Annotated in this window: 14 protein-coding genes; 1 reads left to right on the forward strand and 13 read right to left on the reverse strand. The window is 35.2% G+C overall.

Annotation, left to right across the window (positions count from 1 at the left end):
- Positions 1-131: 131 nt before the first annotated feature.
- Entirely contained in the window at positions 132-1730 is a 1599-nt protein-coding gene (locus ABI657_RS03525) for a DUF6377 domain-containing protein (protein WP_348095855.1), read from the forward strand.
- A 60-nt stretch (positions 1731-1790) separates the two neighbouring features.
- On the opposite strand, the gene ABI657_RS03530 is transcribed toward ABI657_RS03525, so the two are convergent.
- The 13 genes from ABI657_RS03530 to ABI657_RS03590 all read right to left on the reverse strand — a co-directional run bounded on the left by ABI657_RS03530 (position 1791) and on the right by ABI657_RS03590 (position 26019).
- Positions 1791-4205 carry a TonB-dependent receptor gene (locus ABI657_RS03530; protein WP_348095856.1) on the reverse strand — a complete coding sequence of 805 codons (2415 nt, stop codon included), beginning with the start codon at positions 4203-4205 and terminating at the stop codon, positions 1791-1793.
- 176 nt (positions 4206-4381) lie between these two features.
- Positions 4382-4876, reverse strand: coding sequence for a TlpA disulfide reductase family protein (locus ABI657_RS03535; protein WP_348095857.1), 495 nt, complete (start codon positions 4874-4876; stop codon positions 4382-4384).
- Between the two features lie 97 nt (positions 4877-4973).
- Complete coding sequence (locus ABI657_RS03540; RefSeq protein WP_348095858.1) at positions 4974-6998, reverse strand: heavy metal translocating P-type ATPase; 2025 nt, start codon at positions 6996-6998, stop codon at positions 4974-4976.
- Positions 6999-7126: 128 nt separating this feature from the next.
- Entirely contained in the window at positions 7127-8401 is a 1275-nt protein-coding gene (locus tag ABI657_RS03545) for an efflux RND transporter periplasmic adaptor subunit (RefSeq protein ID WP_348095859.1), read from the reverse strand.
- A gap of 2 nt (positions 8402-8403) precedes the next feature.
- Positions 8404-12720, reverse strand: a complete 4317-nt coding sequence (locus ABI657_RS03550) for a CusA/CzcA family heavy metal efflux RND transporter (protein WP_348095860.1) — start codon at positions 12718-12720, stop codon at positions 8404-8406.
- A gap of 108 nt (positions 12721-12828) precedes the next feature.
- A complete protein-coding gene (locus tag ABI657_RS03555) occupies positions 12829-13152 on the reverse strand; it encodes a DUF6660 family protein (protein ID WP_348095861.1) in 324 nt (107 codons plus the stop codon).
- A gap of 514 nt (positions 13153-13666) precedes the next feature.
- Positions 13667-14194 carry a hypothetical protein gene (locus ABI657_RS03560; protein ID WP_348095862.1) on the reverse strand — a complete coding sequence of 176 codons (528 nt, stop codon included), beginning with the start codon at positions 14192-14194 and terminating at the stop codon, positions 13667-13669.
- Between the two features lie 7 nt (positions 14195-14201).
- Positions 14202-15590, reverse strand: coding sequence for a M20/M25/M40 family metallo-hydrolase (locus tag ABI657_RS03565; RefSeq protein ID WP_348095863.1), 1389 nt, complete (start codon positions 15588-15590; stop codon positions 14202-14204).
- A gap of 102 nt (positions 15591-15692) precedes the next feature.
- On the reverse strand, positions 15693-17597 hold the full coding sequence (locus ABI657_RS03570) for a discoidin domain-containing protein (protein ID WP_348095864.1): 1905 nt from the start codon (positions 17595-17597) through the stop codon (positions 15693-15695).
- A gap of 90 nt (positions 17598-17687) precedes the next feature.
- Positions 17688-19988 (reverse strand): beta-glucosidase BglX, encoded by a 2301-nt coding sequence (bglX, locus tag ABI657_RS03575; RefSeq protein WP_348095865.1) that lies wholly within the window; start codon positions 19986-19988, stop codon positions 17688-17690.
- Positions 19989-20101: 113 nt separating this feature from the next.
- Entirely contained in the window at positions 20102-21475 is a 1374-nt protein-coding gene (locus ABI657_RS03580) for a glucoamylase family protein (RefSeq protein ID WP_348095895.1), read from the reverse strand.
- 73 nt (positions 21476-21548) lie between these two features.
- A complete protein-coding gene (locus ABI657_RS03585; RefSeq protein ID WP_348095866.1) occupies positions 21549-23009 on the reverse strand; it encodes a RagB/SusD family nutrient uptake outer membrane protein in 1461 nt (486 codons plus the stop codon).
- Between the two features lie 4 nt (positions 23010-23013).
- Positions 23014-26019: a SusC/RagA family TonB-linked outer membrane protein gene (locus ABI657_RS03590; protein ID WP_348095867.1), complete on the reverse strand. Its 3006-nt coding sequence runs from the start codon at positions 26017-26019 to the stop codon at positions 23014-23016.
- Between the last annotated feature and the right edge of the window lie 162 nt (positions 26020-26181).

Here is a 26181-nt window from a genome sequence, read left to right on the forward strand (position 1 = left end):
TTACACAAAGATTATAATTTCCACTTTGTTTTAAATAATTCAATAGCACTAAATCTTATTATCTATTAAAGCTTGATTAAAAACGAACTAACATAAATACCAAACAATTTTATACCTAAACCAAACGAACCATGCGAAGAATATTGATTCTATATTTTTTAATTACAGGCTTTTCTCTGGCTGCTAAAGAGACAAATCCTGTTCTGGAAGAATTAGATAAGGTGCTTCTTAAAAAAAACGTGTACTTAAAACAGAAGTATCATAAAATAGAAGCATTAAAAAAAAATGTATCCAAATTTACCCTTAGTCAGAACAATGAACAGCTTTATAATTGTTATATGTCTTTATTTGATGAGTATAAATCATTCAAATACGATTCAGCCTACTATTATTTAGAAGAAGCAAAAATTAAGGCCAATGTTTTAAAAAACCCAAAATATTTAGCAAAAAGCCGAATTAAAGAAGGCTTTGTATTGATTTCTTCCGGACTTTTTAAAGAAGCTATTGATACCTTAAATGTTATTGACGATACCCAGCTTGACATAAAAAATAAATTTGAGTTTTATTCCATTAAAGCCCGCGCTTATTATGATTTAGCCGATTACAATAAAGACGAGCGTTTTAATATTCATTATGTGCAGCAAGGGAATCATTTCCTGAAAAAGGCATTGGAATTAATTGGAACCAATACTAATGAATATTGGGCTGCCGAGAGTTTAAAAAGATTAAAACAACAGGATTGGCGTGGGGCAGAATTTGCCTTTAGCTACTGGATCAATAATTATGATTTACCACCGGATTACTATGGAATTGCAACATCGAGTCTCGGTTATATTTATTCAGAAAGAGGGTATACAAAAAAGGCCATTGAGTATTTGGCATTAGCAGCTATAGCTGATGTAAAAAATGCCACAAAAGAAACGGTTGCATTACGGAATTTAGCCAATGAACTGTTTAAAATGGGTTATTTGGATAAGGCAAATGAATATATTAACATTGCCATGGATGACGCTACTTTTTACAATGCCAGGCATCGTAAAATTGAAATTTCGTCGATATTGCCTATTATAGAAAAAGCCCAGCTGAATAATGTAAAAGAGAAAAATGACAAACTTGAAAGGATAATTATTCTTTTGACGTTGTTAACTGTCATTATTATTTTGTTTTCAGTCATCATTTTCAAGCAGCTAAAAGAAAGAAACAAGGCACGAAAAATAATGGCTTCATCTTATGCACAGCTTCAGGAAATGAATAGTAGCCTGAGTGAAGCAAACACAATCAAAGAAGAATACATTACTTATTTCATCAAAGCAACATCAGCTTTTATCAATAAAATAGATCATATCCAGAAAAGCACGCTTCATAAAATCATTACCAAAAAAACCGATGAAGTTATTGCAAGTTTAAAGCGCTATAATGTAAAAGAAGAGCGTGAAAACCTCTTCCATCAGTTTGATGAAATCTTCGTGAGATTGTTTCCGACTTTCGTTATAGATTTTAATCATTTATTTCCAAATGATCATAAATCAATTATAAAAAAAGGAGAAATCTTAAATACAGAACTCCGAATTTTTGCTTTATATCGATTAGGAATTCAGGACAGCAATCAAATGGCAGAATTTCTGGAACTTTCTGTGGCTACTATTTATACTTATAAAACCAGAATTAAAAGCAAATCAGATTTTAAGGATACTTTTGAAGAAAAAATAATGGCTATTAAATCGATTTAATCAGAAAAGAAGAAGGGATACGAATTATCGTATCCCTTTTTTTATGAAAATAGTATTTACTTAGAATTTGTATGTAACCCCAAGTCTTACGTTTCTTGGCTGTTCTGTCTGCCAGTAGTAAGCTTCAAGCCATTGGTAATAAGAACCACTGTAAAGATATTTATCCAGTATGTTAAACATATTAGCAGTTAATTTCAGTTTTTTGGTTTCATAAGAAAGACCTCCATCCAATTTAAAATAATCAGGCAATCTTACAACTCCGGGACTCCATGTATCTGTTTCACGACCCGCAAGGTAAGTACCTCCTATTGAAGCTCCTAATCCTTTTAATTTGCCGTTTTGAATACTGTAATTCAACCAGGCATTGGCAGTATGTTTAGCATATCCGGGTACAACCGATCCAACACTAATGCTGGTAATCGCGGAACTTGTTACAACAGATTCTGTGAATGCATAATTGGCAATAAGATTTAATCCATCAATAATTTTTCCTCTTACATCAAATTCTACACCTTGCGCTCTTTTTTCTCCTAAAACAATTTTATATTGATCATTAGGAGCATTTGTAGGATCTCCTGTAAGTTCATTTTGCTTTACGATACGATAAGCTGCCAAAGTAGTACTCCAGGATCCATCGAACCAATCTCTTTTAATACCCAATTCAAAATTGCTGCCAGTAAGTGGTTTTACTTTTCCATCGTTTCTGATTATCCCTGATTGAGGTGAAAAAGCCTGATCATATAATCCATAAATGGCTGTGTTATCTGTTACAGAAAAACTTACCCCAACACGTGGCGTAATATGACTATCGGCCTGAGTTTCTCCCCAGCTTGTCTGACTAATCCAGGTATATCTTGCAGCAAGTGTAACTCTAAGCATATTTTCAAAAAAACCAAGTTCATCCTGAACATATCCAGCAGCAAATTTTGATGTCATTACACCTCCCAATCCTCTTTCTTTAAGTGGTGTTTCACGATCAAAATTGGGCATTCCATTCGCCGGAGGTCCATAATCCGGAGCATTTACATTAAATGGATCACCTACTGTGTCAAGGTCATGAGATTGATTCCAGTCTGCCATATATTCTTTGTTGGCCATATCCAAACCTCCCAATACTTTGTGCGTAATCGATCCGGTATTGAATTTTCCGTTGACGAAGATTTGTCCTAAAAACATTGTACTTTCTGAATCCCAAATACCTACATTTCTTATAATTTCACCAGAGGCTAAAGTTCCTTCAGGCACACCATCAAAATCTTTATCTACATCACCAGGTCCAACATTCGATGGCCATGAGCTATATCCTTCCTGTAAATATTTAAAATAGGATGTCTGAGCTGTAAGTTTCCAGTTATCATCAAACTTATGTTCAAACATAAAGTATCCACTGTGGTCGTTAATTTTTGTATCAGGCAAACCAGGCTGCGTCATAGTAAAATCTACGGGAGTTGTTGCATAGCCTCCCTTTCCAAACACATAATAAGAACCTACTTCGGTCATGTTAGCGTGCTGAAGATTGTATTCAAGTGTAATTTTTGTTTTATCATCAATCTGATAAGAAAGTACTGGTGCAAATACATAACGGTCATTGTGTTCAAATGAACGATGAGACCCTTTATTTTGTGCTGCTGCATTCACACGGTATAAAAACTTACCCTGTTTATCCAATTTTCCGTCAAGGTCAATACTTGCTCTGTAAAAATCGTAGCTTCCACCCATAATAGTAGCTTCCCCTTTTGTTATTCCGGTTGGTTTTTTAGTTACCACATTATACAATCCACTTGGATCGCCGCTTGAAAGCATGAATCCTGCAGGACCTTTTACAAATTCAATATGATCTACAAAACTCATATCTTCAGTAAGTGGCCCCCAAAAAGAAGACACTACATTAAAACCATTACGGAATGCCTGAATTTGAGATCCGCGCATTGTGATGTTCGTATACATATCTCCCCAATGCTCTAAACGTACAGCGCCACTCACATTACGAATAACACCATCACTCATGCTGATAATTTGTTGATCTTTTAAGGTCTGGGCACTAACAATCTGTATGTTTTGAGGAATTTCAAGTACCGGTGTATTTAGGCGTAAAGACAAAGAAGGTTTATCCTGCTTGTATTTATTTTTTGTAATAATTACTTCATCAAGATCTTCCTGACTTTCAGAAAGTGTGAAATTTTTAGTAGTAGTTTGTTTTGACGTAATTACAATGTAATCTTCTACTGCTGTTATACCTAAAGATTTGACAATAATTGTATAATTGGCCGGCTTAACATTTTTTATTTCATACTGACCGTTTGAGTTGGTAACGGCTGTATATTTTGTTCCTTTAAGAGTAATTGAAATGTTTTCTGCCGGAGTATTTCCGCTTAAAAATATTTTCCCGATTACTTTGCCTGTCTCTTGCCCAATCATATGCAAAGAGCATAAAAATAAAAGTGAAAACAAAGCTGTTTTAATGGTATTATTCATTTTAGTATGGTGTTAAATTCGGGGCAAAAGTAAATCCAAAAATCTTCTTATCCAAATTATTTTTAATCATTCTAAATAAAAATAACGTCAAACTAAAAAAAACGGATTAAAATATTTGCTTAAAAATATTTTAATCCGCCATAAAAAATAAACAATATCTGAAGAAGAATAATCCGTTATTTATTCTCTGTCAATTCCTTAACCATTTGATTTAATTGATTGCCATGAATATTTTTTGCCAAAATAATTCCGTTTTTATCTAATAAGAAATTTAATGGCAATGCCTGCAACATGTAATCTCCAACTACGGGTGAGCTCCAATATTTAAGATCACTCACCTGTGTCCATGGAATTTTAAGTTTTGCAATTGCTCCAGTCCATGCAGCTTTTTTATTATCCAGAGAAACTCCATAAATCGAAAATTGATCCGGGTAACTGTTATATAATTTTAGCAATTCAGGTTGTTCTTTTACACATGGTCCGCACCAGGAAGCCCAAAAATCGACTAAAACAATACCGCCTCTTAAAGAAGAAAGTGCAATATTATTTCCTTTTGTATCCGGAAGATCAATTTCCGGAGCGATATCTCCAATTTCAAGTCCTACAACCTGAGCATTTATGGTCATGACACAGGACCATAAAAATGTTATAACAAAAAATAAATTCTTCATATTGAGTAGTATTTTATTGGATTATTCGATTTAATCATTGGCAAATATAAATAACGTCATCAATGTTTCAATAAATTATTACACATTGTGATAGATACTAAAATTTCATCTTCTGAATTCTCATTGCATTTAATATGGCAAGCAAAGCAACTCCAACATCTGCAAAAACGGCTTCCCACATGGTAGCGAGACCACCGGCTCCAAGAGTCAGCACTATGGCTTTTACCGCAAAAGCCAAAATAATATTTTGCCAGACAATCTTCCTTGTTTGTTTTCCTATGTTTATTGCCATAGCAATTTTACCCGGCCTGTCGTCCTGAATAACGACATCTGCGGTTTCAATTGTAGCATCGCTTCCTAAACCTCCCATAGCAATACCTACAGTGCTTAATGCTACAACTGGAGCATCATTAACACCATCGCCAACAAAAGCAACGGTTTCATTTTTGGCTTTTATTTCATTCAGTTTATTCACTTTGTCATCTGGAAGCAAATCACCAAAAAAATTAGTTATTCCCAATTTTTCAGCTACGAAACTCGCAACATTTGTTTTGTCACCACTAAGCATGGTTGTTTTTATTCCTAATGCTTTTAGCTTATCAATTGCTAATTTTGCATCTTCCTTGATAACATCTGCAATAGTCAGGTAACCCACGTATTTCCTGTCATAAGCAATAGCGACTAAAGTGGAAACAATTGTACTGTGATCGACTTCATAAGTGATAGAAAATTTATCCATTAATTTAAAATTCCCAACTAATATTTCTTTACCTGAAATTTCAGCTTTTAAACCATGACCTGCAATCTCCTCTACATTTTTCATTTCTATTGTAGTATCAATTTCACCTACATAATCATGGATTGCAGTCGCTACCGGATGTGTGCTTTTACTTTCAAGAGTATTTACCATTTTTAAAATTTCTTCTTTCGGAAAATCATCAGCAATAATTACTTCCTGAACTTTAAAAACGCCTTCTGTCAATGTACCGGTTTTATCCATAACCACATGCTGAATTGTTGCCAGACTATCCAGAAAGTTACTTCCTTTGAATAAAATACCATGTTTGCTGGCAGCTCCAATTCCACCAAAGTACCCTAACGGTATACTGATTACCAAAGCACAAGGACAGGAAATAACGAGAAAAACCAAGGCCCTGTACAACCATTGGTTAAAATTATAATTATCAACAAAAAAGAAAGGCAACAGACAAATCGCCATCGCCAAAAATACCACTATCGGTGTGTAAATCTTAGCAAATTTTCTAATAAAAAGTTCTGTTGGTGCTTTTTGTTTTACAGCATTTTGAACCAGTTCCAATATTTTAGAAAGTTTGCTGTCAGAATAAGCTGTTGTTACTTTGATCAGAGTAACTGTATTGAGATTTATCATTCCTGCCAGAACAATTGCTCCTTTCTTTTTGGTGTCAGGTTTACTTTCCCCAGTCAAAGCCGCTGTATTAAAAGAAGCAGAATCAGATAGCAATTCACCATCCAATCCTAGTTTTTCTCCGGGTTTTAACTGAATTATAGCACCAATTTGTACATCAGCAGCTTTTACATTTTTAGGAGTATTATTTTCTAAAAGAGTTACCTCATCCGGTCGCTGATCCAACAGACTTTTAATATTAGATTTTGCCCTGCTAACCGCCATCGACTGAAACACTTCGCCAATAGTATAAAACAGCATTACGGCAACTCCTTCCGGATATTCACCAATAGCAAAAGCACCAATGGTGGCGATACACATCAGGAAAAACTCGGAAAACACATCTCCCTTTACGATACTTTCAAAAGCTTCTTTGATAACCGGAATTCCGACAGGCAAATAAGCGAGAACATACCAGCCAATGCGAATATAACCTGAAAACCAGGACTGCGGAAAATAGTGATCAAAACCAAGGGCGACTAATAATAACAAAAATGAAATTATCGCCGGTAGAAACATTTGAAACAAACTGCGATCATCATTATGATCATGATTATGCCCATCATCATCTGTATGATTATGTTCATCATGAGTTGAACAGCATCCCGATTGTTTGTTCTTTTTTGAATTTTCTTTTTTGGAAGTTTCACAATCGCCATTATTGCCTTTTTCTTCTGTAGTATGATGGATTTCCATAAATATTATTTTCTTAAATTCTCGAAATTGAAATTTTACAATTCTTTAAAACTGTAGCTGCTTTTTTTTAAATAAAAAATATTCTTAAAACAATACCAAGTTGTTTTTCAATAGATAAAAATACTGTTTTAATGTTCATGTTCACCTCCTCCTTTCATTGCTGAAAGAAGATAAAATGCACCCTTGAAAACTATTTTGGCATCAGCCGAAATTTCATCTACAAATTTCACTTCGGTATAACCTAAATCGGTAGTACCCGGAATGACTTCAATTGCTTTAAAATGAACTTCTTCAGATTCTGTGTTTTTTGTATTCTTTTTTTCTGAATGCTTCTTTTCTTCTTGTACATACACATAGTACTTATCTCCATTTCGAACAATAGCATCCTTAGGCAAAGCGGGTACTGTGGCGTTTGTAATATTAATATTTGCAGAAACATACATTCCTGAAATTAAATCTTTTGTGTCCGAAGGTTCAATTTTTGCATGAACCGCTACCGTTTTACTTTCATTGGAAAATGATTTATTAATCCCGAAAATTTTTCCTTTGATTGACTTGTTTGATTGATTCGTTAATACAAAGTCAATCATTTGCCCGACTGCAATTGAGCCTAAATCTTTTTCATAAACATTCAAATCCAAATGCATTTGACTATTATCTACTACTTCAAACAAAGTTATTCCTGTTTCGGCAAAAGCTCCTTTGGCAATATTTATTTTTCCAACATAGCCACTTATTGGAGCGACTATCGGCACCAGTGAACTATTTCCTTTTGTGCCAACATGCAGCGCATCCAGTTTGCTTTTTGCTGCTTGTGCCCTTGCTCGTTCCACTGCCAGTTTTGCTTTTACTTCCTGAAATGTTTTTCTGGGATTTACATTTTCCTCACTCAGCGTTTTCTGGCGGTTGTATTCTAATTTCAAATATTCGATGTTGGCTGTAGCCGAATGATACTCTTCCTGTATTTCTATTACTTCTAAATTCTGAATGGTTGCCAGAGTTTTTCCTTTGTTGACAAAAGTACCTTCCAAAACAAAAATATCTTTAACCGTTCCTCCTATTAATGCAGCCACATTAGCTGAATTTTGAGGGGGAACAGTCGTATATCCATTGGCTTTTATGACCTTATTTAAATTTCGGTTTTCTATTAATCCTGTTTCAATTCCGATAGTTTTAAATTGAGATGGAGATAAGGCAACTTCTGTCGCAGATTTTTCTTCTTCATGTGTTTCTTCTGCTTTTTTTTCATTGCAGGAAATTAAACTCATCGCAATGATCACACAGTTAAGATAAAGAAAAAAACATTTAGCATTTAAAGAAGTCTCAGTAGTTCGAAAAAACTGTTTCGAACTATTCCTGGTTAGATAAAGCTGTATGGTGGTAAAAACCTTTATATTTTTCATTTTTAATTATTTTTCATTGATGGAAACTGAACCTCAATAGCACTTTGATTAAAGCTATGAACGGCTTCTGCATGTTGTTTTTTAATATCAATTGCCTGATTTAAGAAACTGATGTACGACCAATAACTCATATCGCCATTGGCATAACTTTTTTGTGCCGTGTTTATAATTTGCTCAGCATATTGCAAGCCTTCATTTTGATAATAGTCAAGCACCTTTTTTTGCTTTTCAAAATTATGCTGCAACTCTTGTTTTTGCAGATTTAAAACTAATTTGTTTTTATCTAAACTCAATTGCGATTGCGAAATGTTGATCGCCGAAGCCTGAGCTTTAGCCGTATTGACACCGCCAAATAAAGGAATCTGAAGTCCGGCCGTAAATCCCTGAAACCATGCTTCCGTATTAATCGTTTGTGCAAAATATCCCAATCCTAACTTTGGAGTCCGCATGGATTTGAATGTATTGGCTTCTTTTTGATAAACCGAAATTTGCTGCTGATAATAATCCGTTACCAAGTTTTCAATTTCTGAATTTCCTTTCGCTTTAATGATTTGATATTGCAATGGAGTCGTAATTTCAGGTACAATATTTTCTTCTGTCTGTACAAAAAACTGCAGCTGCTTTTGGTACATCGCCAAATCATAGTCTAATTGTGCTTTTTGGGTTTCAATCTCTTTCACTTTTGCTTTGGCACTAATCACTTCGATATTGCCACTTTCTCCGGTTTGAAAACGTAACTGGGCATTTTTTAGAAATTGTATATAGATATCATTTAATTCTGTATTTAATTGCTGAATAGAAATGCCATATAGATATTGATAATAGGCCAGCGTTACTGCTTTTTCTATTTCATAAGCAGATAAAGCTTTACGTTTTTGAGCTAATTTCACCAGCTCTTCCTGTAATTCTCTATTGGATCTGGTGATTTTTCCGATTGGAAAATATTGCTGTATCGAAATATTATGGTCAAAGTCGGCACTATTGAACTGCCCTCCCTGATATTGTACCTGTAGCGCATCAGGCTGAAAAGCTGTCTTTTTCAGAATTGTTTGTTTTTCTATTTCCTTATCCGAAATCTTTAAATCAATATTGTTTGACTTAGCCATTTCTATTGCTTTTTGCAATGAAACTGCTTGTGTATCCTGAGCAAAAGAAACGCTGCCCGTAACCAATAAAATAAGGGTTAATAATGGTTTTGTGATTTTCATTTTCCGTTTAGTTCGTTTTTCTGACAATAAATATAAAATTGGCAGAACAATCAAAGTCAAAAAAGTAGCCGAAAAAAGCCCACCAATTACTACGGTTGCCAAAGGTTTTTGAACTTCTGCCCCACCGCTTGTTGATAATGCCATTGGCAAAAATCCAAGTGAAGCCACTGCTGCTGTCATTAAAACGGGACGTAACCTTGTTTTGGCACCAATCAAAACCCGCTGCAAAGCATCTGTTATTCCTTCTTTTTTGAGCTGATTGAAATAGGATATTAAAACGATTCCGTTTAAAACAGCTATTCCAAACAAAGCTATAAAACCAATACCTGCCGAAATACTAAAAGGCATTCCTCTTATCCAAAGCGCAAAAACACCTCCTATCGCAGAAAGTGGAATTGCAGTAAAAATCAATCCGGCTTGTTTTAAGCTGCCGAAAGTAAAATAAAGCAAAACTAATATTGAACCTAAAGCTATTGGCAATGCCACAGAAAGGCGCTTGGTTCCTTCAATCAAATTTTCAAATTGACCTCCATAGGTTACATAATATCCTGCAGGAAGTTTAAAATTGGAATCTAATTTTTCCTGTATCTCTTCCACTACACTCTTAATATCCCGACCCCGAACATTTAAGCCAACCGTAATTCTGCGTTTACCATCTTCCCGGCTTACCTGTACCGGTCCTTGCTCATAATCCACACTAGCTACCTGAGAAAGCGGTACCTGCTGCCCGTTTGGAAGCGGAACAAACAAATTACTCACATCAGTTATATCTCCCCGATTATCCTGGTTCATCCTGACCACAATATCGAAACGTTTGCTGTCCTCATAAATTTTACCCGCACTTTCTCCTGCAAACGAGGAACGGATAATTTGATTGATGTCTGAAATATTAAGTCCGTATAAAGCAATTTTGTTATAATCGTATTTTACCGTGATTTGAGGCAATCCTGTTACTTTATCAGCTTTTAAATCTCCAATACCTTCAATATTTTTCACTTTCGAAATTAACTCATTTGCCTTCGCATCAAGAATCTCTAAATCATCCCCGAAAATTTTTATCGCAATATCGCTTCGGCTTCCTGTCATCAATTCATTAAAACGCATCTGGATAGGTTGTGAAATTTCGATATTAGCACCTGGAATCACTTTCATTTCTTCTTTCATCAGATGGGCTAAATCTTCCCAGTTGTCTGCCGAAGTCCATTCGCTCTTTTCTTTTAGCACAATAATCAAATCGGCACTTTCAATAGGCATTGGATCTGTGGGGATTTCCCCGCTCCCGATTTTTGAAACTATTGTTTTTATCTCAGGAAATTTTGCTTTTAATATTTTTTCATATTCCGTGGTAGTTTTAATCATCTGCGTAAGCGAACTTCCGGTCATAATTGTAGCATTAATTGCCAAATCCCCTTCTTCGATAGTCGGAATAAATTCGCCTCCCATGTTTTGAAAAACTACTATTCCCAATAAAAACAAACCTAAGGCAATACCTAAAACAAGTTTTTTAAACTGTAATGCTTTTTCTAAAAAAGGAGTGTATTTATTTTCCAGCCACGCCATCATTTTATCACTAAAATTTTCTTTGTGTTCTGTCTTTTTAGATAAAAACAAGGCGCTCATCATAGGAACATAAGTCAGTGAAAGAATAAACGCACCAATAATAGCAAAACCAACTGTCATTGCCATTGGCTTAAACATTTTTCCCTCTGTTCCTATTAAGGCTAAGATGGGTAAATAAACTATTAGGATTATAATCTCTCCAAAGGCAGCGCTATTTCTAATTTTTGAAGCAGAAATATAAACTTCACTGTCCATTTCTTCCTGCGATAATTCTTTTTTACGTTTGAGATTTTGCAAATGATGCATCGTCGCTTCCACAATTATTACGGCTCCATCTACAATTATTCCAAAATCAATTGCTCCGAGGCTCATTAAATTTCCGCTTACACCAAATGCATTCATCAGGATTACGGCAAAAAGCATGGCCAACGGAATTACTGAAGCTACGATTAGTCCTGCCCGAAGATTTCCCAAAAATAATATTAATACAAATATGACAATCAAAGCTCCTTCAAGTAAGTTTTTGGTGACCGTACCCATAGTGTTGTCTACCAATTTTCCTCTGTCAATAAAAGGTTCAGCTACAACTCCTTCAGGAAGGCTTTTATTGATCTGGATCATTTTTTCTTTAATTTTATTGACGACTTCACTTGAATTTTCGCCTTTTAACATCAAAGCTAACCCTGATACAATTTCACCTTTCCCATCTTTAGTGGAAGCTCCGTAACGCAAAGCAATTCCTTCTCTCACTTCAGCTACATCCCTAACTAAAACCGGAGAACCATTCCTGTTTTTAACCACCACATTTTCTAAATCCCGGACTCCTTTTGCCATTCCTACCCCGCGAATGAAATAAGCATATTCGTCTTTTTCAATATAAGCACCACCTGTATTTTGATTGTTTTTTTCTAAAGCCTCAAAAATTTCAGTAATGGTAACACCAAGGCTGTTCAATGTGTTTGGATTAACCGCAATTTCGTATTGCTTAAGTTTTCCACCCCACGTACTTACCTCAGCAACACCCTCGATTCCCTGCAATTGCGGAATAATAATCCAATCCTGAATGGTTCTTAATTGAATTGCATTGTATTTATTTTCGTATCCCTTTTTAGCATAGACATCGTATTGATAAATTTCTCCTAAACCTGTTGTAATAGGTGCTAACCCGGGAGAACCTGCATAGTCCGGAATATTTTCTTCTGCTTGTTTTAAACGTTGGAATATTTGTTCCCTTGCCCAGTAGATGTCAACATTATCTTCAAAAACAACTGTTACAACAGACAATCCAAAACGAGAAATACTTCTAAGTTCAATAACTTTGGGAATCGTTTTTACGGACTGTTCCAACGGATAGGTTATCAATTGCTCTACTTCCTGACTTGCTAAAGTTGGTGCAGTAGTAATAATCTGAACCTGATTATTAGTAACATCCGGTAAGGCATCTAGTGGTAATTTTTTAAGGGAATAGCTTCCCCAGGCAATTAGTACAAGGGTAAACAATAGTATAATGAACTTATTCTTTATACTAAATTGTATAATTTTATCTAACATTTGAATGTATAATATAATGAGAAATGAGACAATTATTTGTCTGCTATAATGTGTGGAAAGTCCACAAGTTTCTAACCCAAATTCCGATAATTATCGAAAGGGTTTATATTATACTATTTGAGGCGGTTGCCAGATACTCCCGAAGAAATTGGAAGTAACAACAGAATTATAATTTGGTAATAAAAGTGAAATAATACCTGATTTAACCGGAAATTCAAAAATGATGTTTGCCTGATGACTCAAAACCTGTGCACCACAACAATTACAAGCGCAAAATGGAGAACATAAATCATTTTCTTTATCATGTGAATGCCTTTCCTGAGTGGAAAACTGACTTGTTTTATGAACAACACTATTGACTTCCAAATCTGCACAAGGCATGATCGAAAGCGCAATTAAATAAACTGATAATATTATGGTTATCCATTTCACAAGTGTAAAAATAAGTTTTTTATGTTAATAAAAATAACATCACATAAAAAAGGATTAAAATATTTGCTTAGAAATACTTTAATCCGTTATAAAAAAATATCGTTGAAAGAATAGTTTGTTATTTATTCTCTACCAATACTTTAATCATCACATTTAATTGATTTCCACGAATATTTTTAGCTAATATGATTCCATTTCAATCTAATAAAAACTTAATAGCAAAGCCCGTAAGATATAGTCTTTTACAACTGTAGAACTCCATTATTTTAAATCACTAACTTTGTGTTTAAGGAAGTTTTAGTTTGGCAATCATTGCTTTCCAAGTTGTTTTTTGAGCGCTGACTTTATTTGAGATTAAAAATAGAGCAATAATTATAATTATACTATTTAATACTATTTAATACTATTTAATACTATTTAATACTATTTAATACTATTTCATTTTATATGATTTATATTTTGGATTACTCTTGATCAAACAAAAAGATGAAATGTTTTTTTATATTAGTGTCATTTATCTAATATCAAAATTTTCATATACACTTTGAAAAATTGGCATATAAGACAAATATTCATCACTTTTACTACAAAAACTAAGAATATACAAATCTCTTTCTTTAATAAAATAATATTGTAGGATAGTTGCAAGGACACCGTTGCTCATTAATTGTTTGTAAACAATTTCCTGTCCTTCAAATCCGTTTTTTATAACCTTTCGATTAGAAATAATTTCACTGCTTACACCGAATCTTTTATCTACTATCTTTTTTATCCTTTTTGACTTAATTTTGGAATATCCAATATCAGAAATTAACAAACTTATATTTTCAATGAAATTATCGTTAGCAGAACTTTTCTCACTTAGAAGCATAAATTTATTTCCAAGCGAATCTGATTTCTGAAGATACCAATTATAAGGAAATAGAATTGAATATTTCTTTTCGCTTATATATAATTTTCTGGTAAAATTTTCTGATTTATGCTGTGCAAATCCTATTGTTACAAACAAAAAAATAGCACCAAACTTTAAAAGGAGTTTCATTATAAAATTAATTAGCTATTGGAAGTATAATCCCGCTCTGATCCATCAGGTATATCAATGTTGTCATGGTTGCTGCACCTAATTCAAGTTCTCTTTTGTTTATGGCATCAAACTTATCATTTGCCGCATGGTGATAATCAAAATAACGTTGTGAATCAGGCTTTAATCCCGCCTTAACTATTGCTTTAGAAGTCAAATGTTCAATATCTGAACCGGAATGGCCAATTGTAAAACTATGTACTAAATACGGTTCAAAAACTGGTGCAAATCCTTTTATCTTTTTAAAATTAGCATCATCAGCTTCTATTGAAAATCCTCTTGGTGTAAATCCGCCCGAATCACTTTCCAATGCAAAAATATGATTTTCATTCTTTTGTTTGGAAACTTCTTCATATTTCGCACCGCCTTTTCCGCCATTTTCTTCGTTCATGAACAATACAACACGAATAGTATTTTTAGGTTTATAATTGAAGCTTTTAAGAATACGAACTACCTCCATACTTTGTACAACTCCTGCACCATCATCATGAGAACCGTCGGCTAAGTCCCAGGAATCCAAATGTCCTCCAACTACCATAATATTTTCAGGATGTTCTGTTCCTGTCATTTCCCCTATCACATTATAAGACAAAACATCCGGTAAAGTCTCGCAGGATTGCTTGAAATAAAATTTCAAAGCCGGATTACTTTTCAAAGTAGCACTTAATAATTCGGCACCATTGGTACTTATCGCAGCAGTTGGAATATATTGCTCCTTTGGGAGATCACCATAACTTTGTGCTCCTGTATGAGGAAAATCGTCTAAACGTAAATTCATCGAACGAACAATTGTTCCTACGGCACCCAGTTTTGCAGCTTCTTTTGCGCCGGCAAATCTCTGATCTACACAAGCTCCGTATGATGTAAAAGTTTCAATATTTTCAGGATTCATTGGTCTGTTAAAAAACACAATTTTTCCTTTTACTTTATCACCTAAAGTTTTTAATTCTTCAATCCCCTGCACTTCTATCACTTCCGCAGTAAGTCCGGTTTTTGGCGTTGCTATCGATCCCCCTAAAGCACAAATTGGGACAATTGTTTTCACTTTTCCGTCTAAGATAAAAGCAGTTTCTTTTTCGCCACGCACCCAATGAGGTACCATAACTTCCTGCAAATACACTTTATCCAGTCCCAAAGTTTCAAGTTGTGATTTGGTATACTGAACCGCTTTTGCAGCACTTTCGGAACCTGACAAACGACTCCCGATATCATTGGATAAATATTCTAACCAGGAATAACATTTTGAATCGGTTAAAGCTTTTTTATAAAATAATTTGATGTTTTTCTCCTCATTTGACTGGGCAAATGAAGTCAATCCGTTTAAAACTAAAACAGCTAAAAAAATTGTTTTTTTCATTGGTTATAAAGTATTTGGGGTTGTTTTTTGGTTTTACAAAAGAACAAAATTCTTTATAACTTTTGTCACCTTTTCTATACCTTTTCTAAAAATGATAAAAAATTATTTTACTGTGATAATTTTGTTTTTTGCCGCAATACCATTTTCATTAAAAGCCTCGATTGTAAAATAATATTTTGTATCCTTGTCCAAACCTCTGAAGTCATAGGAGGTTTCATCATAAACCATTATGTTGTTGTACAATTTATCAGGAGCAATTCCATAGTAAATGCTATAACCTGTGGCATCGGACTGCTTTTGCCAGTTAATCATCGCATTGCGGGAATCTTTCGTATCTCTTTTTACTTTAAAACCTGAAACAGATTTTGGTTTTTCTGACAATCCATTTCCAAAAACCCTGAAATCTGAAACAGCAAACAATCCCGAGGCATTATGAATATTTTCCATTTTGATGTAACGGGCTTCAATTGGTTTGGTTAACTCCACATAATCATGAGGAACATCCCTATCATTTTGAGATTTGTCAACTACCAATGTCCAGTTTACTGCGTCATCAGACATGAAAATTTTATATTGATAATAAATATCCTTTGCTTTGTTGTACTGTGTTGCTTTATGATCAGCATAATTAATCTGCAAAGCATTTACCTGCATTTTTCTGCCTAAATCCATTTGCAGCCATTCGCCAGGATTATTTGTTTTGGCAGACCAATACGTTTGAATATTTTCATCGGTTAAATTTGAAGCTCCATAACAGAATTTTTCATATACTTTTTTTCCGCCGTGATCTACCCGGTGTGTTTGGACTTCCATACATTCTTCCGAAGAAGAGACAGTTACCGCTTTTTTATAAGAGAGTAACATCCATCCGGAAGAAGCACCATTTTCATGATTCCTTTTTTGTGTGGGAAGAACGATTGGAAAATCGCCATAAGAAGTATTAGAATACATGACATCCTCTTTATCAAATCCCGCCGGAAACATATCGATGCGACGTTCAAAACGATCTTTTATTGATATTTTGCAGGTTCCCGTATTCCAGTAATTTCCGTAATTATCGGTAAAGGTGTTTCCGTGTCCGGCTCCAATTACAAATCCGCCAGGTTTATACGACATTGGATTGTGTTTTTGATATTTGAAAGGTCCTAACGGATGATCGCCTACGTGAACTCCATTTGCATATCCTTTAAATTCGGTTGCCGGCGCTCCGTATTGCATATAATATTTACCATTGTGTTTGGTCATCCAGGCACCTTCGATAAAATTACCCCAAGGAGCGGGTTCCATATCATTATTGGGTCCGAATCTTTCCCAGCCATGCGATCCAGGATCTAAACCAACCACTTCTTTTATACCGCCATAAGGCTTTTGAATATCCTCAACTTCTGTCGCTTTATACAGTTTTGCATAATCCGCCTGATTTCCTTTTGGAAGCCAGGTTGTATAATCAACCTCAACTCCTACCAAAGGCAATTTTCCGCTTGAACCGTAGTACATATACACTTTTTTATCATCATCCTGAAAAATCGCAGGATCCCAGGTTGGCAACATAGCTGTATCAACATGTCGTAGCCATCTTCCCGATTTAGGATCGGCAGTTTTCCAGATTGGATGGTCTCTTTTCCAGGTTGAACCTACGTAAAACAAAGTGTCGTTGACTACCCATGCAGCTGGTGCACACTGATCGTCATCTGCAGGTTTTCTTTGGAAACTTCCGTAAACAAAATTCCAGTTGGACATATCTTTACTCCAAAAGAAACCAGCCTGATTGGTTGCAAACAAATAATAATCCCCTTTAAAAGTAATGATAACCGGATCTGCGCTTGAACGACGGGATTCAGGAATGCCGTTGTGATTTTCTGTTGTATAATTGTAGCCAATATTGATTGGATTACAATAAGTCGTTGCAGGTTTGTTTGGATCGAACCATTCGGTTTTCTGTGCTGATGCATTTAGATTAAATCCAATCAAAAGCACCAATAGTAAAATTGCATATAGCTTATACATTTGTCTTATTTATAATTATTTTTTTTGTTGGAATTAAAAAAAGCCCTCCGTATAACCAGTACGAAGGGCAATTACTAACCAATAAACCAACTATTTAGTTAATTCAAAACTAACTTTCTTATCGGCAGCTGAACTTCCTCCTACGAAAATATCAAACTGTCCGGGCTCTGCTACAAATTGTAAATCAGAGTTATAAAATTTTAAATCTTCAACCGTGATATCAAATGTCACCGTTTGCTTTTCTCCCTTTTTGAGTGTTATTTTTTGAAAACCTTTCAATTCGCGGACTGGTCTTGTAACCGAACCAACCAAGTCCCTGATGTATAACTGAACAGTTTCTTTTCCGTCAAAATTCCCTGTATTGGTAACATCCGCAGAAACAGTTAGTTTTCCGTTGAAGTCCATTTTATCAGATGAAATTTTCACATTTGAATAATCAAAAGCCGTGTAACTTAAACCAAAACCAAAAGGAAATAAAGGTTCGTTTCTTTCATCGATATAATTAGATCTGAATTTCTCGAATTTTCCTTCTGTATTTGAAAGTGGTCTTCCGGTATTTTTATGTGCATAGTAAATTGGTAATTGACCAACACTTCTCGGGAAAGTTGCTGTTAATTTTCCGGAAGGATTTACATCACCGAATAATACATCCGCAATGGCATAACCTGCTTCTGTACCGGCAAACCAAACGTTTAAGATAGCCGGAACCGTTTTATTTTCTTCTGTTATAACTAACGGACGACCATCAAACAAAACTAAAACAACTGGTTTTCCTGTTTTTAATAAGGCATTCAATAAATCTTTTTGCGCTTGCGGAATTTCTAAATTCGTACGGCTGCTTGATTCTCCACTCATTTCTGCTGATTCACCTAAAGCTGCTACAATTACATCTGATTCGTTGGCTATCTTTAAAGCTTCTGCTAACAATTCTTCGTTTGAACGGGCATCACGATGTAATGTTTTTCCAAACATGGTAGCATTCGTTTCAAAAGTTTCATCATAATCCAGGTTGCTACCCTTTGCATATAACACTTTCGTGGAAGTACCTGCAACTGCTTTAATTCCAGCTAATAATGATACAGCATTTTCCATTTTTGTAGCCACGCTCCAGGTTCCCGGCATGTTTTCTTTGGCATCAGCCAATGGTCCGATTAAAGCGATAGTTCCTGATTTTTTAAGTGGTAATAGCTGATTTTGGTTCTTTAATAAAACCAAAGATTGGGCAGCAATTGATCGGGCTTCTTTTCTGCTGTCTGCTGTAAAAATTTCTGTCTTAGCTCTTTTTTCATCGCAATATTTATACGGATCGTGGAATAATCCCAAATCATATTTTGCTTCTAAAATCAGTTTTACGGCATTGTCGATTGTTTCAATTGTTACTTTTTTCTCGTCTAAAGATTTTTTCAAAGTCCCCAGAAACCCTTCGCCCACCATATCCATTTCAACCCCCGCATTCAATGACATGGCAGAAACTGTCTGAAGATCACCCATTCCGTGTTCAATCATTTCAGGAATTCCTGTAAAATCGGTTACTACAAAACCTTTAAAACCCCATTGTTTTCTTAAAATATCCGTCATCAGCCATTTATTTCCCGTTGCCGGAATTCCGTCAATTTCGTTGAAAGACGCCATAACAGAACCAACTCCCGCATCAACAGCAGCTTTATATGGCGGAAAATAATCATTAAACATTCTGATATGACTCATATCTACCGTATTGTAATCACGACCTCCTTCTGGAGCACCGTATAATGCGAAATGTTTAACACAGGCTAAAATTGTATTATTTTTTGAAAGATCTTTCTGTTGGTATCCGTTTACCATCGCTTTTGCAATCTGGCTCCCCAAGTACGGATCTTCTCCTGAACCTTCAGAAACCCTTCCCCAGCGCGGATCTCGGGAAACATCTACCATAGGAGAAAATGTCCAGTTGATTCCGTCTGCACTTGCTTCTTTTGCTGCGATTTGTGCACTTCTCTCAATTAAATCCATATCCCAGGTACAGGATAATCCTAACGGAATTGGGAAAGTTGTTTCGTATCCGTGAATAACATCCATACCAAAAAGCAAGGGGATTTTCAATCGGCTTTTCTCAACAGCTATTTTTTGTACTTCCTTTATTTTCTGTACCGATTTTATGTTGAATAAACCTCCTACTTTTCCTTCTGCAATATTTTTTGCTACATTTGAACTATTGGCCTGACCTGTTGTAATATCCCCTGATGTAGGCAAATTCAATTGTCCCAATTTCTCGTCTAATGTCATTTTTGACAATAATTCGGCAACAAATTCGGCTTTGGGCTTGATTTTTACAGCATTTTTAGCATTTTTCTTTTGAGCAAAACCCAAAACAGTACATCCTAAAAAAAGTATGATTAATTTCTTTTTCATTGTAAATATTTATTGATTTTATATAATCGCCATTGCTTATTCCTATTTTGGTCCGGAAAAATGGCGATCTAATAAATGTGGTATTTATATTTCCTATTGTTTATTTTGACTTGCTAAAAGCCGTATTTAGTTGAATGAAAACCTAAGTTTTGTAAACCTTGTCTTATTTCGGGTGCATTCATAAATAATTTCCATAAAAGTCCTGTTCTGTAATTTTCGATCATTACAACTTCAGGCCCCTGATCAATTGCCAAATAACGTTTTGCAACCCATTTATTTCCTAAACTCAATGCATCATAAAAACCTGCATTGCCCCAGGTTTCATTTTTATGATTTTCATATAGATTTCTCATAAAAGCAATCGATTCTTTTGGCGTATAGACAATCGAACTGATTGCTGCAGTTGGCGAAATGACCTGCTGGTCGTTGCTAGGCATGTGTGCATTGTACCCAACAGATCCATCAGGATTTCTGGAATATGATGCTGTAAGCCCCCAATAATCAGCACCATATCCAGCAACCTTCTTTGGGTTTTCAACACAATACTGATAATTGATTTTGGTTTGATTTACATTCAAATCAAAATAATTAGCATACTGATCACTCAATTGATTTGGATCTAAACCAACATAAGAATAATGCGCCCAGAATAATGGCCCTCCAAATTCTTCAGCACCGTTATGCTTTAAAATTAAAGGAATATTATATTTTGTTTTGGTAGAAACGATTCCACCGCTTCTGGCCCAGCCTTCATGGTATGCTTTTGCATCGATGGAGTGCTTTGGTGAAGAGGCTGCCAGTACATAAGTAATAAGGCATTCATTGTATCCCTGCAGTGGAAAGTCCATCTCCCATTTGTAGTTTGGTGACCAATGCCAGTACAAAACATTTTTTTTGTTCGTGTACCATTTCCAGTCAATCCCTTTCCAAAGGGCGTCATATTTTTCAGCAACTTCTTTTTCCTTTTCTGAACCATCTTTCAGGTATTCACGGACAGTAATCATTCCTGCTGCCAAAAATGATGTTTCGACTAAGTCTCCCCCATTATCTTTGGTTCCAAAAGGTTTAACTTTTCCTGTATTGCCATCAATCCAGTGCGACCATGCTCCATGAAAACGATCGGCTTTGCCTAAAAAGTCTGCTATTTTATTTAATCTTTCAACGCCCTGATCTTTTGTAATATATCCTTGAGACATCCCCGAAACAATAGCCATTAATCCAAATCCGGAACCTCCGGTTGTAACAATATTGGAATCGTTTTCGGGATAAATACCATCCGGATGATAACGTTCTCTTGCTAATCCCGAATTCGGTTCAGCATAATCCCAGAAATATTTAAAAGTTTGTTTTTGAATAGCATCCAAAAGCTGCTCATCTGTCAGTTTAGCTTCAGATACGTTTTCTGATACACTTTCCTTTGCCTTATCAGTATTCGAACCACAACTAAAAAAAGTAAAAGCCAGTAGTAAAACTGAAATTCTAATCATCATAAAAAATTTATGGTGTTCTTAAAATAATCACTCCTCCCAAATTTGAAAGGAGTGATTCTGAAAATCTTAATTAATAACCTCCAGGATTTTGCTCTGAAAGCGTTCCTGCTTCTCTCAGGAAAGAAGTTGGAATAGGAAACAATTCATGTTTTCCAACGATAAAAGTTTTTCCATTTGCAGCCATAGCATCTTTAGCCTGACCTGTTCTGATAAGATCAAACCATCTGTCGTGTTCAAAAGCCATTTCGACTCTTCTTTCTTTCCATATTGCCGTTCTCACATCCGTTTGTGTTAAAGCAGGTGTTTCTCCTAAATTTGCTCTGAGCCTAACTTCATTCAATAGAGGAATAGCAAGTGAAGTCTGTCCTAATTCATTTAAAGCTTCCGCTTTCATTAATAATACTTCTGCGTATCTTAAATATCTAAGATTTGTATCTGAAAATTCCTGATTAGAAAAATCAGATGAGTACGCTTTGTAGTTATACATTGGATTTGCTACTGATTCTGGAACCTCCGTACCGTCATACAAAACCGACCCCCTGAAAATAATAGTAGCCGCTCTTCTTATATCTCCCGGCTCAAAAGCATCTGCTAAACCCTGGCTTGGCGTATTGAAACCCCAGCCCCAGCCTCCGGCTCCACGTGGTGCCTGAGAAACAGAGTAATTTCCGATTCCGAAACCAGGACTTGAAGTTGAACCAACGCCATTGATTTCAAAAATAGATTCATTACCAAATTCACCTTCTTTTTTAAATTGAGAAGCATAATCGTCTACTAAACCATATCCGGTTACTTTATCACAATTGTCAATTACTTTCTGCCAATTTTTCTGGTATAGATTTACTTTTGCCAGCAAAGCGTAAGCAGATCCTTTGGAAACTCTTGTCTTATCATCTGCTCCATAAGCTGATTTATCAGGCAAATTCGTTATGGCATCATTTAAATCCTTTTCAATAAAAGCATATACTTCTGCCGGAGACTTGCGGGTGAGCTGCATGATTCTGTCTTCTTCTGATGTTGGAAGTGGCAAATGATCAACAATTGGAACCCCGCCATAGCCCTTTAGTAAAGTAAAATACATAAAGGCTCTCATAAATTTCGCTTCTCCCTCTAACCTTACTTTCAAAGCCGGTGTTACTTTATCCAGCTTAGGAAATATATCCAGGGCCTGATTACATCTGTTTATTCCTGCGTAATTGGAATCCCAGATAGATTGAAACGAAGGAGTCGAAGCGTTGTAAGTTAAGTTGTCAATTATATCCTTATCAGTTCCTGCATCTCCGGGATCAGAACCTTTATCTGCATCATCTGAGATGATACTTGTAACAGCATTCCAGGCAAAAGATGACATTTCCCAGCCTAAAAACTGATTGTAAATCGCCGTTACAAGACCTTTTGCCCCTTCATCATTATTGATCAGTTCAACATCAGCCGGAACCGATTCTGTAGGATTGACATCTAAAAATTCATCTGCGCATCCTGAAAAGAGTAATCCGGACAGCACAAATATTGATATATATATTTTTTTCATGATTTTAAAATTTAAAATTAGCACCTATTATAAATGATCTCAATGATGGATAAGCATCTAATTCAACACCCTGAGTGCCTTCTACCAGTTTACCATCGCTTGTAATATCCGGTGAAAAACCAGAGTATTTCTGAGAAATAAACGGATTAATAGCATTTATGTAAATTCGGCAAAAGCTAAAAAACTGATCATCTTTTAATGGGAGCTTATATCCTAAAGTAATATTATTGATTCTAAAGAAATCTGCTGATTCTAAGAAAAAAGTAGAGGCATAAGGCGTTTCATTTGAAGGTCTTGGATTGGAAGCCGTTGTATTAGTTGATGTCCAGAAGTCATTAGCTACAGAGGCTTCTATATTTTCACCTCCAAAACGTTGTGCTTTCTTGCCATTGTACACTTTTGCTCCTCCTGTTCCATAACCATCAACAGAAAAATCAATATTTTTATAATTCAAGCCTAAAGTAACTCCATAAGTAGATGTTGGTAAAAGTGATCCAACATACTTTTTATCAGTTCTCTCGTTTAGTGCTGTCTGAACTACTTTATCACCAGTAGCTGTGTAATACAGCATATTACCATTTGTCTGGTCGATTCCTGCAAATTCATACATATAAAAACTGCCTAAAGGCTGTCCTACTGAGGTATTATCAAGTATTTTTGTATTTTGCCCATTTCCTAAACTTCCTCCAATAATTGGTGATATCTGAACATTTTTAAGGCTTGAGAGTTCATTTTTATTATGAGAAAAGTTTCCTCCAGCCCAATAACTTAAATTATCGTTTATTTTATCATCCCAACGTAATGCAATTTCATAACCTTTATTGGATACTTCTCCAACATGTGCCGGTGTTGATAGTGTAATTCCTGATGTTCCGTAAGGTCTTACATTCAAAATTGTGTTGGTTGTTTTTTTGTCGTATAAATCAAATGATCCTTTCAATTTATTGCTGAATAACTCAAAATCAAAACCTCCTGAAAGTTCTTCTACAATCTCCCATGACAAATTAGGATCAACCTGTGAATTAATTGTTGTACCTGAACCAAGTCCCGGCACATCTACTCCTGACGTAAATGTCTGAGTATTCAATGGTACATTTTGATTTCCTAATCTACCCCAGGAACCTCTTATTTTTAATAAATTAAGTTCTTCAATATTACTTAAAAAACTTTCTTTAGTTACAATCCAGCCCAAACCAACCGATGGGAATGTTCCCCAGCGTTTGTCCTCAGCAAATTGTGATGATCCGTCACGTCTGACAGTACCAGTAACCAAATATCTATCCATCAATTTGTATTGAAAACGTGCAAAATATGACGCTAATCTTCTTTGATTAAAGGCTTCGTCTTTATATCCTGTCACTGTACTGGCAACATTAATATCTTTTAAAGACCAATAGTCAGCATTTGGATTTACATTTTTTCTGTCAATTGTTAATTTCTCTCTTATACCCTGTACATTAGATTCAATACCGGCAGTAACTTCAACATCATGAATTTCTGCAAAAACTTTATTATAAGTGAAGTAGTTAGACAAATTCCAATTAAAATATTGATCCCTGCCTCTGGTTAAAGTATTTGTATTTAAACTTTTTGTATCGTAACCTGATGCTACACGAGTAGGATCTGCCGCAAGCCATAGTGCTAAATTATCTACATAGTTATACTGTTTGTACGTATAAAATTCCCCATTAAATTGTGATGTAAATTTTAATGATTTTACAATTTCATAATCTAATTTCAAACCTCCCTGTAAAATAACGCTATTCTGCTGCTCATTTGTATAATCTAACTGAGATACAGCATTACCAACATTATTAAAAGAGGCTCCTGTTTGAGCCACAACGCCATTAGAAACAAATGGCACACCATATTTTCCATCTGCATAACGTACAGGAACTAATGGAGACTGTCTGTAAGCATTGGTAAAAGCACTCAAAGGTACTGGTGTATTTTTTATTGCACTGACACTAAAATTTTGAGTAACGCTAAGTTTGTCTGAAATCTTAAACTCATTATTACTTCTGATAGTGGTTCGTCCGTAATCAGATCCGTTTAAAATGCCTTTTTCTTCATAATTACCGGCACTAAAAAAATATTTTACATTTTCTGAAGATCCGGAGATAGAAATATTGTTTTGTGTGTACGACCCGGTTCTGGTGATTTCATCAAACCAATTGGTGTCATAAGGCTGACTGGCAGAAAACCTTCCTTGTGGAAAATCGTTGCTGTACGCTACATTGCTATAACGAACAAATTCATCGCTATTGGCCATTTCAACTTTTTTTAACGGGCTTCTAAAACCTGCAAAGCTTTCAACATCAACAGTCATTTTCCCTTTTCCGGATTTTGTTGTAATCATAATTACACCATTCGCACCTCTGGTTCCATAAATAGCTAATGAAGAAGCGTCTTTCAGAATTTCATAAGATGTAATATCATTAGTATTAATGTTATTGATATTGTCAGTAGGCATACCATCGACAACATATAAAGGATTCCTTCCTCCTAATGCAGTACCTGCTCCCCTGATTACAACTGAAGGTGTACTTCCCGGTGCATCAGAAGTAGAAACCTGTACACCTGCCGCTTTACCTTGTATAGCCTGCGATGCATTGATTACTTTCATTTTTGTGATTTCCTCAGATTTAATAGAGGTTACAGCAGAAGTATTATCAATTTTTTTTCTGGTTCCGTATCCAATTACTACTACTTCTTTTAAAGCAGTATCTTCGGATTCGTTCAGTGTTATTGACATTGGAGTTACTGTTGCTGGTAGGGACACAGCTTCAAAACCAAGCATTGAGATTTTAATTACCTCACCTTCTTTGGCATTGATAGTAAAATTTCCATCAAAGTCAGTTTCTGCTGATGTTTTGGATTCCGAAGCCGCAATTATTGCACCCGGAACTCCCATTCCACTATTATCAACTACCTTTCCTTTGATTGCCTGTCCAGACATATATGCAGGTAGCAATAAGAGTGCTAAAAAGCTAAAAATAAAATTTTTCATACAGTTTCTAATCGTTTAAGTTAGTAGAGCCAAATTAAACAATTACAACGTTGTAGTACATCAATATATACTACTACACAGCTACATCATAAAACAGAAAAAACACATTAAACCTTTTAAAATCAACAACCTATAAACTAAATAATTATTATTAACATTATG

Origin of the sequence: Flavobacterium sp., assembly GCF_039930565.1 — a bacterium.
In the GTDB taxonomy this organism is placed as follows: Bacteria; Bacteroidota; Bacteroidia; order Flavobacteriales; family Flavobacteriaceae; genus Flavobacterium.